Genomic DNA, 11,188 nt, shown 5'->3' with positions numbered 1-11,188 from the left:
TGCGCCAGGCATGGCGCGTTGCGCGCAAGCTCAACCAGCTTGGCTGTGGCAGCCCAAATGCTCAGCCCGCAAGCCTCAGGACTTAAGCAAAGCGCATCCCCCGAAACGCACCGTCCTACGCCTTCGGCAGTGCCAAGAACGCCGATTCTTCCCTCGAGACAAAATTCCGAACCACTAGATTTGGATGTCGGTGAGCGGGTTCGCTATCGGCACAAAGCTAGCGCGCGCGGCTGCTTCTGGCCCAATGTGTGTGAAAACGCGTCGCCAAAACTGAAGTGAGCGTGTTTGCGTTAGATCTGAAATTTATAGGCCGGGAAGAGTCGGGATAACGGGACGGATCTATTTCGGGATGCATGACGGGAAGAGAGCTCGATAAACACCAGCGTTTAAAAAGAAATTTCCAGACACTCTCTCAGGCTATACACCCTTGCGCCTTTGCCTACAGCTACGCCAGAATCCGCCGGCTTGTGCGCTTTGTACCTGGTCTTTATCGTCTACGTGTCGCTGGCAACCCAGCGACCGGGTTTAGCGACCCGACCAGGTATAAGTGCAACGACGCTCCAGTTTGTCGCAGACGTTTGCGACGACGATATGGTGGCTGTGCGTGGGAGACCTTCGGGTCTGCCGGGTCTTATACCTCTCGGTTCGCTAACCCGCGTACAGCTGCCACCCTTACTTGTTTAGCGACAGGTGTCGGTGGTTCCACCAGGTATAAAAATGGAGCTTCACCGTGATCAAACCCACACCCAACCCGCCCGAAACCGACTCGGTTTCCCCCTACGAATCCCTCGACTCAAAAAAACTCCACGAAGCCGCCGACCGCGCGCTCGACCATTACCTCTGTCCGCCCGGTTCCACGCCGCCGCCACGCAAAACCCGCGGGATGTACGCCGTGACGGCGGACAACAAAAACGAAGAACTGCTGATCGATGCCAGTGAAACACTCGCTTCGGCGCAAACCATCGCGCAGAACGTCGCCAGTCTGTTGCCGGCATCGCAGCGTCGGGCGTTGTTGGGGATTGCGCAGTTGATCATGCTCGGGGAGTTGGCGGTGAATCGGGCGTTGGATAATTTGCAAGTGCCGGGGTGATGCGGGTGCCGGGATCACCTGGTGATTGATCGGGTGTTCATTCTGGCGCCTTCGCGAGCAAGCTCGCTGGGTTTTATGCTGATTGCAGATTTTGTGTAAGACGCTGAAACCGGTGGGAGCCAAGGACAGAGGGGACGGATTCATGTTCGAAAAATAAATCCGTCCCCTCTGTCGCGTTTGCTGTTTTTGGCTCTGCATTTCCTTGAACACGGGGAAATGCAGCTACCGCTAAGGTGGCCCGTTATGCAGTCGCCACGTCTTTTGGTGTAAATGTATCGCGCGCTACATTACCGATGGTGTTGGTCGTGTAGGCATCGAAACTTCCGCCAATCAGACCTCCCAGCAGCGGCACGGCTTTGCCAAGATTGATCACGCCTTTTTCACCAAACTTGGTGAACAGCTTGAAGCCGACCTTTTTGTTTATCTCTATCAAAGTCTTACCGGAAATCGACTTCACGGCGTTCATCGCGAGTTTGTTGCCCACGGCAATACCGATGTCTTTCAGCACTTCTTTGGCGGAGTTGGCTGTGAGACAGGCGAAAACGAGGGTCTTTACCTTGTCATCCTTCACATCGTAACCACCTAGGTGGGCGATGGCAGCGATCATGCGAATTTGTACGAAAAGCACACTTGTGATGTTGGCGGGCAACGCTACGGGCAGTGTAATTAATCCACCCAGGCCGGTAATGAAGCCTGAGGTGGCCGATTTGGTGTTCTGCCAGCGAATCAGGGAGTTAGCTTGATCGTAAGCAGGGCTTTCTTCCTTGGCGTAGCTGGCTGCGAGCTCCTCGGCGGAATCAAGACCGGAGAACCCATTCACAGATCTTTCGTAGGCCCAATCAAGTACCTGCATTATCTTTTCTTGACTTATCAGTTCCATCTTCAGTCTCAGCGTTTGAATGATGGCCTTATGATGCCATGCCTGCCTGGTTATTTGCATCACTCCGCTTTGAACAAATTCCCTCCCAATACCTTCGCCGCCGCGCTGACGGCATAACTCCACTTTCTAAATAATCGCCCAGCCCCCCGCGATTAAATGCTGCAGGACAGAGGGGACACCTTTGTGGGCGCGATAAACGCCAACGTTTAAAAGTCAAAGTCAAAGTCAAAAGATCGCAGCTTTCGGCAGCTCCTACAGGGGGCGGCTTAGTAGGGTTTCTAGTCGGGCCAACGGGGGGGCGTCCTGGTTGCGGTCGAAGACCTGGATGCCGACTTTGAGCAATCGGCCGTTTTCGGCTGTTGCTATGGCTTGTTCGCAGCGGAGTAGCAGACTTCCTTGGTCACAGTCCTGCGCCTTTAGTCCTATCGGTAATTGACCTTCCAATTGCAGCTCAGCCATCCGACTCTGCGCCGCAATCATCGCCACCGACCGATCCCTTAAAACCCCGCTACTCTGCGTCATCAACCCCGCCACGCGCACAGCCGCCGACATCGCCACGGCAATAATCGCCAGCGCCACCAGCACCTCAATCAATGTGAAACCCGCTTCTCGGGAACGCGCACGCATAAATGGCCCAAAACCAAAGCACAGCCCTCGACGCTAACCCCCGTCCTTGACGGCTTGACGACGAAAACTCCCGAGGTTTTTCAACATCCCTGACATATCTTCTTGCAACACTGCGCGTCGAATCGAATCAAGCCAAAGGAATGTCGAGATGGATATCGCACCGTGCACACCGCCTGAACAGTCGCCGCGCAAGCCCCGTGGGCAGCAGGGTTTTACCCTGATCGAGATCATGGTGGTGGTGGTGATTTTGGGGATTCTGGCGGCGATGGTGGTGCCCAAGGTGCTCGACCGGCCGGATCAGGCGCGGGCGACGGCGGCGAAGCAGGACATTGGCGGGTTGATGCAGGCGTTGAAGCTGTATCGTCTCGATCACGGCACTTACCCGAGCATGAATCAGGGCTTGAAAGTGCTGGTAGAGCGCCCGGCGGATGCGAAGAACAGCAACTGGCGTTCGTACCTGGAGCGTTTGCCGAATGATCCGTGGGGCCGTCCTTATCAGTACCTCAATCCGGGTGCCAACGGCGAGATCGACATTTTCTCGCTCGGTGCCGACGGTCAGCCGGACGGCGACGGCGTCAATGCCGATATCGGTTCCTGGCAGCTTTAAGGCCGGCCATGAACAGACGTTCGCCTAATGGGGCGAAGCAACAGGGCATGGCGATCATCAGCGCGTTGCTGATTGCCGCCGTGGTGGCGGTGATTGCGGCGGGCATGTTGACGCGCCAGAGTGTTGCCACCCGTGCGCTGGAGGCCGATCAGCAGCGGGTGCAGGGGCGTTGGATGGTGCAGGGCGGCGTGGAGATCAGCCGCCAAATTCTTTGGGATGCCCGCCAGCGCGATCCGTTGACCCGGCTCGATCAGTCGTGGGCACAGCGCTTGGTGGCGCAGGGTTTTGAGGGGCGACTGGAAGACGAACAAGGCAAGTTCAACCTGCGCAATCTGGTGGCCAACGAACGTGTCGATGAGGCGCAGGTGCAGGCGTTTGAGCGTTTGTGCGAGTTGATCGGGGTCAGTGCCGCTTTGAATCAGCGTATCCGTCAGCGGGTGATCGAGTCGTACCCGCGCCTGTTGAATGTGCAGATTGCCGAGAACAACAACGGCTTCGACAGCGGTCGCGCCACATCGCCTAACGCCTCGCGCAAACCACAAAATCCGACGCTGCCGATGCTGCGCAGCATCGATGATTTGCGCAGTGTTGACGGTGTGAATGACGCGGTGATTGGCAAACTGGCGCCGTACCTCACGGTGATTCCCGCGACCACCTGGATTAACGGCAACACCGCCACTGCGCCGGTGCTGGCGGCGTATGTGCCGGGGCTGTCGCTGGCGCGCGCGCAGGCGTTGATCAATGAGCGGGACGCCGGACGCTGGTTCATCAACCGGGGCGACTTCGTCAACCGCTTGCGCATGCCGAATCTGGAAGTCAGCAGCGTCAAGGTCGGCATCACCAGCGACTGGTTTCGCCTGCGCGGTGAAGCGCGACGCGAGCGGCGCCGGGTCAGCCTTGATGCGTTGTTGCATCGTAGCCAGGACCGTTTGCCGCAGGTGATCTGGTCGCGGGTGGGCGTATGACTCAGTTAAGGGTTGCGCTGCCGCCATTGGCGGAACTGGACTTGGACAGCACGCTGAATTGCGCATGGCTGGATCGTCAGGGCCAGGTCAGCCGTGAAGACTGGCTGACGTTGGCGCAGTTGATTCAGCTGCCGAAACTGCCGCCACTGCTGTGTTTTCTGCACCCGGGGGACAGTCTGTTGGCGAGTATCGATCTGCCGCCGCTGCCCGCAAACAAGACCGCAGCGGCGGTGCAGTGCGCGGCGCAGGCGCTGATGCTCGGCGACAGCAGCGAAATGCACATCGCCCACAGTCCGCGTGACGAGGCGGGGCGGGTGCAAATCGCGTGGGCGTCGCGTCAACGCCTGCTGCACCTTGCGCATCTCCTCAAGCATTCCGGCCTGAACCTGCGCGGTCTGTACCCGGCGGTCTACAGCTTGCCGGTGCTGCCGGGCCTTGTCGCGTACGTGCAGGACGGCCATCTGTTGCTGCGCGAAAGTCTGCAATCGGCACGGGTGCAACCGTTGTTTGATGAAGGCGTCGACAACTCGCTGTGGGAGCCGGGCGTTACGCTGCACTGGATCGGCGCTGCGCCGCCACCCGGTGCCGAACTGCCCATGAGCGAAGCCCAGCGCTGGACCGGGCCGGTACCGGGGTGGGGCTTGCACGGCGCGGTGCAACAACAAAGCCATGAACATCGCGGCTGGGGGCGGGCGATTGGTTTTTGCGCGTTGGCCGTGGCGGTGTGGGTAATCGGATTGAACCTCTATGCCGCCCGCGAAGCGAGCCAGGGCCAGCAACTCAAGGCACAAATGAGTCAGCGGGTAAAACAGGCTTTCCCGCAGTTACCGGTGATCCTCAATCCGCTGCAACAGGCTCGTCAGCAATTGGCGGCGCGGCGCAAAGGCGCGGCGGATGATCCGGCGCAAACCTTCAATCGCCTGGTGCTGCAGGCCGGCACTGGCATGCCGTTCATGGCCGGCAGCGTCGAGCGTCTGGCCTATGTCGACGGGATGTTGCAATTGACTCTGCCGACCGACGCTCGCCGCAGCGGCAATGACAAGGATTGGCAAAGCGCCCTGGCCCAGGCCGGGACCAGCGTGACAGCCGACGACGAGGGCTGGACGTTGCGCCCGGCCGCTGAAGCCAGCACCCATGAAACCGAAGACAACAGCAGCGAGGCAGACGATGAATAAGGCTGCGTTTGTGGTGTACCGCGCCCGCTGGCAGGGCTTCAATCGTCAGTTGCAGGCGCGTTGGCAGCCGTTGGCGTTGCGCGAGAAACGTATGGTCGCGGGGATGGCCATCGCGCTGTTCGGGTTGCTGGTCTGGGTGGCGCTGATCCAGCCACCGCTGAAGAAAATCGCCTATTGGCAAGCCGAAACGCCAAAACTGCGCGCCCAGACCGAGGCGCTGCAAGTGCTGCTGCGCGAGGTCAACGTGCGCCCGGACGGGCAAAGCGTCGGCCAGTCACTGGAGCAAACCCTGCAGGCCAGTGGTCTGGCCGGACACTACCAATTACACGCCGCAGGCGCCGGTTCATGGCAACTGACCTTCGACGCCGCACCGGCCGACGCGGTGCTCGACTGGCTGCTGAGCCAGCCGTCGCAACGTTCTCTGCAAGTGGTCGAGGCCCGTTTGCAACGCACCGACAACACCTCGACCGAGGTTACTGCCGGCACTCTGTCAGGCACCGTTCGCATGGATCAGGCGCTGGGCGCTAAGGAAGCTTCATGAAGGGGTCAGGATCCAAACCGGCACGCATGGCATTGCCGATGCTGCTGATGGCATTGAGCGCGTGCAGCAACACCTCTACACCGCCAAATCCGCCGCCGTTGCTGGTCGACAGCGAACTCGGCCGGCCGTTGGCCAACACTCAGCGCAGCGGTGATGCGGTGCTTGATCGCGAGCGGGCTCAGGCGCAAGTCAGGCCCGCGCCCAAGCAATTGCACAACATCACCCAGCGCGCTCGTGGTAGCGCCGCCTCACGGGGCAGCGCCGTGCCGAGCAATCCGCTGGGTGATCAACCGGTGACGCTGAATTTTGTCGAGGCCGATATTCAGGCGGTGGTGCGCGCCTTGTCACGTTCGACCGGTCAGCAGTTTCTGGTCGATCCGCGGGTCAAGGGCACTCTGACGCTGGTTTCGCAAGGGCAGGTGCCGGCGCACCAGGCCTACGACATGCTGCTGTCGGCTCTGCGCATGCAAGGCTTTGCCGTGGTCGATGTCGGCGGGGTCGCCCACGTCGTGCCTGAGGCCGATGCCAAACTGCTCGGCGGGCCGATCTACAGCGCCGACAAGCCTGCCGGCAACGGCATGCTCACCCGCACGTTTCGACTGCAATACGAGAACGCGGTGAACCTGATTCCGGTGTTGCGGCCGATTGTCTCGCCGAATAATCCGATCAACGCCTATCCCGGCAACAACACCGTGGTCATCACCGATTACGCCGACAACCTGACCCGCGTCGCGCAGTTGATCGCCAGTATCGACACGCCAAGCGCCATCGACACCGACGTGGTACAGATCCAGAACGGCATCGCTGCTGACATCGCGCCGATGGTCGCTGATTTACTCGACACGCCGGGCAATGATCCGACGCAGAAAATCGCGGTGATTGGCGATCCGCGTTCGAACACCATCATCATTCGCGCCGGCAGTCCGGAGCGCACGGAACTGGCGCGTAATCTGATCTACAAACTGGATAACGCGCAGAGCAATCCGAGCAATCTGCATGTGGTGTATCTGCGCAATGCGCAGGCGGCGAAACTGGCACAGGCGTTACGTGGTTTGCTCACTGGCGAAAGCGACAGCGGCACCAGTGACAGCGCGCGTTCGGTGCTCAGTGCCATGGGCAGCAGCGGCAGTAATGGTGGCTCGAGCGCTCAGAGTGGTACGCAAACCAGCGGCACTACTTCGACCACTTCCAGCAACGGTAGCACTGGCGGCAGTTATGCCCAGGGCAGCAGCGCCACCAGCGGCAGCGCCCAAAGCACCGAACAGAACGTTGCGTTCAGCGCGGGTGGCGTGACGATTCAGGCGGACGCGACCACTAACACCTTGCTGATTTCCGCGCCGGAGCCGCTCTACCGCAACCTGCGCGAAGTCATTGATCTGCTCGACCAGCGCCGCGCGCAAGTGGTGATCGAAAGCCTGATCGTTGAAGTCGGCGAGGATGATGCCAGTGAGTTCGGCGTGCAGTGGCAGACTGGCAACCTGGGCGGCAATGGCGTGATCGGCGGGGCGAATCTCGGTGGTTCCGGGATCAACCTTAGCGGCAAGACCAGCCTAGACGTGTTGCCGCAAGGCTTGAACCTCGGTTACGTCAACGGCACCGTCGACATCCCCGGCATCGGCAAGATTCTTGATCTGAAGGTGTTGGCGCGAGCGCTGAAGAGCAAGGGCGGTACCAACGTGCTGTCGACACCGAACCTGCTGACGCTGGACAACGAAGCGGCGAGCATTTTCGTCGGCCAGACCATCCCGTTTGTCAGCGGCAGCTACGTCACCGGCGGCGGGGGCACCAGCAACAACCCGTTCCAGACCGTGACGCGTGAAGAAGTGGGGTTGAAACTCAACGTGCGCCCGCAGATTTCCGAGGGCGGTACGGTCAAACTCGACATCTATCAGGAAGTCAGCAGCATTGACGAGCGCGCGTCCAACAGCGCGAGAGCGGCGGGCATTGTCACCAACAAACGTGCGATCGACACCAGCATCCTGCTCGATGACGGACAGATCATGGTGCTCGGCGGCTTGCTGCAGGATGGCTACAGCCAGAGCAATGACGCGGTGCCGTGGCTGTCGACCATCCCCGGAATTGGCGCGCTGTTTCGCAACGAGCGCCGGGCGATCAGCAAGACCAACCTGATGGTGTTCCTGCGCCCGTACATCATTCGCGACAGCGAAGCGGGACGCAGCATCACACTGAACCGTTATGACTTCATGCGCCGCGCACAGGGCGGTTTGCAACCGGAGCGCAGTTGGGCGATGCCGGACATGCAGGCGCCGCAATTACCCACGGCGGCGCAAGGCGTTCCGGTGAGCAGGCCGACGTCGGGGCCGCGCGCCACGATTAAAGCAGTGCCTTTGCAATGAGCGTCTTGCCTTACGCCTGGGCCAAGGCTCAACGCATTCTGTTGTGTGACGGCGTGCTGACGGTGTGCCCGTCAACGCCCGGCTGGTCGATCAGCGAGGTGCGACGCCAGTTCGGCGCGGCAAAAGTTGCGCGGGTGCGCGATGACGAACTCGACGGTTTGCTCGCCGCCGCCTACGCCGACACGGGCAGCGCCGCGGCGGTGGTCGGCGCTGCTGAAAACGAAGTCGACCTTGATCGTCTGATGCAGGACATGCCGGAAATCACCGACCTGCTGGACACCCAGGACGGCGCGCCGGTGATCCGCATGATCAACGCGCTGCTCACCCAGGCCGCTCGCGATGAGGCCAGCGATATTCACATCGAACCGTTCGAAACCCATTCAGTGGTGCGCTATCGGGTCGACGGCACCCTGCGTGACGTGGTCTCGCCGCGCAAGGCGTTGCACGGTGCATTGGTGTCGCGGATCAAGATCATGGCCCAGCTCGATATCGCCGAAAAACGCCTGCCGCAGGACGGTCGTATCGCGCTGCGCGTGGCCGGGCGGCCGATTGATATTCGCGTTTCAACGGTGCCCACCGGCCATGGCGAACGCGTGGTGATGCGTTTGCTCGACAAACAGGCCGGGCGTCTGCATCTGGAAACCCTCGGCATGGACGCGCAGGTGCTGGGCAAACTCGACCACCTGATCCGCCAGCCCCACGGCATCGTCCTGGTTACCGGCCCCACCGGCAGTGGCAAGACCACCAGCCTCTACGCCGCACTGGCGCGACTCGATGCCAGCACCAGCAACATCCTCACCGTCGAAGACCCGGTGGAATACGACCTGCCGGGGATCAGCCAGATCCAGGTCAACGCCAAGATCGACATGACCTTCGCCCTCGCGCTGCGGGCAATTCTGCGCCAGGACCCGGACATCATCATGATCGGCGAGATCCGCGATCTGGAAACCGCGCAAATCGCTGTACAGGCTTCGCTGACCGGTCACCTGGTGTTGGCGACATTGCACACCAACGACGCGGTGTCGGCGGTCAACCGCTTGATCGACATGGGCGTCGAGCCGTTTCTGCTGGCCTCGTCGATGCTCGGCGTGCTGGCGCAGCGCTTGGTGCGGCGCCTGTGCAATCAGTGCAAACAGGAAGACCCGGCAGCCCCCGGCACCTGGCGCCCCATCGGTTGCCCGGCGTGTAATCAAACCGGCTACAGCGGCCGCACCGGCATTCACGAATTGTTCTGCATCGACGACGACATTCGCACCTTGATTCACCAAGGGGCAGGGGAGCAAGCCTTGCGCGCTTCGGCAGCCAAGGCCGGCATGTTCAGCTTGCGCGAGGACGGTGAGCGCTGGATTCGCAGCGGAGCCACCGCTCCCGAAGAAATCCTGCGTGTGACACGGGACGCCTGATGAATCGCTATCGTTTTGAAGCCGCCGACGCCAGCGGCAAAATCGAATCCGGGCACCTGGAAGCGGACAGTCAAACCGCCGCGTTCAGTGCCTTGCGTGGGCGCGGCTTGACCGCGTTGTCGGTGCAAAAGGAAAGCAACGTCGCCCATCAGGGCGGTGGTGGATTGTTCAGTGCCAAGCTCTCGGACAACGACCTGGCCTGGGCCACCCGGCAACTGGCGAGCCTTCTCTGCGCCAGTTTGCCGCTGGAAGCGGCGTTGAGTGCCACGGTCGAGCAGGCCGAGAAAAAGCACATCGCCCACACCCTCAGCGCGGTGCGCGCCGACGTGCGCAGTGGCATGCGTCTGGCCGAATCGCTGGCGTCGCGACCACGGGATTTTCCCGAGATCTACCGGGCGCTGATCGCGGCGGGGGAGGAGTCCGGTGATCTGGCGCAGGTCATGGAGCGGCTCGCGGATTACATCGAGGAGCGCAACAATTTGCGGGGCAAGATTCTCACCGCGTTTATCTATCCGGGCGTGGTCGGGCTGGTGTCGATCGGCATTGTGATTTTCCTGCTCAGTTATGTGGTGCCGCAGGTGGTCAGTGCGTTTTCTCAGGCGCGACAGGATCTGCCGGGTTTAACCCTGGCGATGCTTAACGCGAGTGATTTCATCCGCAGTTGGGGCTGGCTGTGCGCGGGGATCATGGCCGCAAGCTTCTGGAGCTGGCGCCTGTATCTGCGCAACCCGGCGGCGCGTTTGAGTTGGCATCATCGGGTGCTGAAACTGCCGCTGATCGGGCGCTTCATCCTCGGCCTGAACACCGCCCGATTCGCCTCGACCCTGGCGATTCTCGGCGGCGCCGGGGTACCGCTGCTGCGCGCACTGGAAGCGGCGCGGCAGACCTTGTCCAACGACCGCTTGAGCCTGAGTGTCAGCGACGCCACGGCCAAGGTGCGCGAGGGCGTGAACCTCGCGGCGGCGTTGCGGGTGGAGAACGTGTTTCCGCCAGTGCTGATTCACCTGATCGCCAGCGGCGAGAAAACCGGTTCGCTGCCACCGATGCTCGAACGGGCGGCGCTGACCCTGTCCCGGGATATCGAGCGGCGGGCGATGGGCATGACCGCGCTGCTTGAGCCCTTGATGATTGTGGTGATGGGCGCGGTGGTGCTGGTGATTGTGATGGCAGTGTTGTTGCCGATCATTGAGATCAATCAGTTGGTGCAGTAGCGGGTTTTGATGGTGTCTGATCGGGCCTCTTCGCGAGCAAGCCCGCTCCCACAGGAGGAACGCATTTCAACTGTGGGAGCGGGCTTGCTCGCGAAGAGGCCAGTCAGGGCAATAAATAATCCAGATTTTTTCCCAGGACTTCAGCATCACCCGACCGTTGACTCAACCATCCTCGGGTTCTCCTTTCTGTCATCTGCAACGACCCGTCAACGGCTCCAGCCCGATTCAGCCAAAACCCTGATCCAGACACCCCGCCAGCCACTGCAAACACCCGAGAAAATCGCGCAAAAATCACCGCGCACCTCCCGAGGTTTTTTCCTTTATCTGTCACC

General features: G+C 61.0%; 10 protein-coding genes. 8 read left to right on the top strand and 2 right to left on the bottom strand.

The genetic code is table 11. The features are described from left to right. Positions 1 to 730 precede the first annotated feature (730 nt). Positions 731 to 1,090: a DUF6124 family protein gene (locus AACY18_RS06210; RefSeq protein WP_339432888.1), complete on the top strand. Its 360-nt coding sequence runs from the start codon at positions 731 to 733 to the stop codon at positions 1,088 to 1,090. Between the two features lie 241 nt (positions 1,091 to 1,331). Here AACY18_RS06210 and AACY18_RS06205 read toward each other — a convergent pair whose 3' ends face one another. Next, positions 1,332 to 1,970: an EcsC family protein gene (locus AACY18_RS06205; protein ID WP_305438237.1), complete on the bottom strand. Its 639-nt coding sequence runs from the start codon at positions 1,968 to 1,970 to the stop codon at positions 1,332 to 1,334. Positions 1,971 to 2,222: 252 nt separating this feature from the next. Then, on the bottom strand, positions 2,223 to 2,597 hold the full coding sequence (gene gspI / locus AACY18_RS06200; RefSeq protein WP_339432889.1) for a type II secretion system minor pseudopilin GspI: 375 nt from the start codon (positions 2,595 to 2,597) through the stop codon (positions 2,223 to 2,225). Positions 2,598 to 2,745: 148 nt separating this feature from the next. On the opposite strand from gspI, the gene gspG reads away from it, so the two are divergent. Genes gspG through gspF form a run of 7 tightly spaced genes read left to right on the top strand, consistent with a single transcriptional unit; the run spans position 2,746 to position 10,856 of the window. Continuing rightward, complete coding sequence (gene gspG / locus AACY18_RS06195) at positions 2,746 to 3,204, top strand: type II secretion system major pseudopilin GspG (protein ID WP_123533611.1); 459 nt, start codon at positions 2,746 to 2,748, stop codon at positions 3,202 to 3,204. Positions 3,205 to 3,212: 8 nt separating this feature from the next. Beyond that, positions 3,213 to 4,169 (top strand): type II secretion system minor pseudopilin GspK, encoded by a 957-nt coding sequence (gspK, locus tag AACY18_RS06190; RefSeq protein WP_339464539.1) that lies wholly within the window; start codon positions 3,213 to 3,215, stop codon positions 4,167 to 4,169. Continuing rightward, positions 4,166 to 5,344, top strand: a complete 1,179-nt coding sequence (gene gspL, locus AACY18_RS06185) for a type II secretion system protein GspL (RefSeq protein ID WP_339464537.1) — start codon at positions 4,166 to 4,168, stop codon at positions 5,342 to 5,344. The genes gspK and gspL overlap by 4 nt, the downstream gene beginning before the upstream one ends. Further along, positions 5,337 to 5,885, top strand: a complete 549-nt coding sequence (gene gspM / locus AACY18_RS06180; protein ID WP_339432892.1) for a type II secretion system protein GspM — start codon at positions 5,337 to 5,339, stop codon at positions 5,883 to 5,885. The genes gspL and gspM overlap by 8 nt, the downstream gene beginning before the upstream one ends. Then, positions 5,882 to 8,242, top strand: a complete 2,361-nt coding sequence (gene gspD, locus AACY18_RS06175; RefSeq protein WP_339464535.1) for a type II secretion system secretin GspD — start codon at positions 5,882 to 5,884, stop codon at positions 8,240 to 8,242. Before gspM ends, gspD begins: the two co-directional genes overlap by 4 nt. Further along, positions 8,239 to 9,645: a type II secretion system ATPase GspE gene (gspE, locus tag AACY18_RS06170; RefSeq protein ID WP_339464534.1), complete on the top strand. Its 1,407-nt coding sequence runs from the start codon at positions 8,239 to 8,241 to the stop codon at positions 9,643 to 9,645. Before gspD ends, gspE begins: the two co-directional genes overlap by 4 nt. Further along, entirely contained in the window at positions 9,645 to 10,856 is a 1,212-nt protein-coding gene (gene gspF / locus AACY18_RS06165; RefSeq protein WP_339464533.1) for a type II secretion system inner membrane protein GspF, read from the top strand. The genes gspE and gspF overlap by 1 nt, the downstream gene beginning before the upstream one ends. The last annotated feature ends 332 nt before the right edge of the window (positions 10,857 to 11,188 follow it).

The organism is Pseudomonas sp. EA_65y_Pfl2_P74, assembly GCF_963970575.1.
Taxonomy (GTDB): Bacteria; Pseudomonadota; Gammaproteobacteria; order Pseudomonadales; family Pseudomonadaceae; genus Aquipseudomonas; species Aquipseudomonas baetica_A.
The sequence above is the reverse complement of the archived record's forward strand: the minus strand, read 5'-3'. Positions and strand labels throughout refer to the sequence as shown.

Bases quoted from the DNA above. Each gene is read 5' to 3' on its own strand.
- gspK (WP_339464539.1), top strand. From the start codon at position 3,213: ATGAACAGACGTTCGCCTAATGGGGCGAAGCAACAGGGCATGGCGATC.
- gspI (WP_339432889.1), bottom strand. From the start codon at position 2,597: ATGCGTGCGCGTTCCCGAGAAGCGGGTTTCACATTGATTGAGGTGCTG.
- gspF (WP_339464533.1), top strand. From the start codon at position 9,645: ATGAATCGCTATCGTTTTGAAGCCGCCGACGCCAGCGGCAAAATCGAA.
- AACY18_RS06205 (WP_305438237.1), bottom strand. From the start codon at position 1,970: ATGGAACTGATAAGTCAAGAAAAGATAATGCAGGTACTTGATTGGGCC.
- gspG (WP_123533611.1), top strand. From the start codon at position 2,746: ATGGATATCGCACCGTGCACACCGCCTGAACAGTCGCCGCGCAAGCCC.
- gspM (WP_339432892.1), top strand. From the start codon at position 5,337: ATGAATAAGGCTGCGTTTGTGGTGTACCGCGCCCGCTGGCAGGGCTTC.
- gspD (WP_339464535.1), top strand. From the start codon at position 5,882: ATGAAGGGGTCAGGATCCAAACCGGCACGCATGGCATTGCCGATGCTG.
- gspE (WP_339464534.1), top strand. From the start codon at position 8,239: ATGAGCGTCTTGCCTTACGCCTGGGCCAAGGCTCAACGCATTCTGTTG.
- gspL (WP_339464537.1), top strand. From the start codon at position 4,166: ATGACTCAGTTAAGGGTTGCGCTGCCGCCATTGGCGGAACTGGACTTG.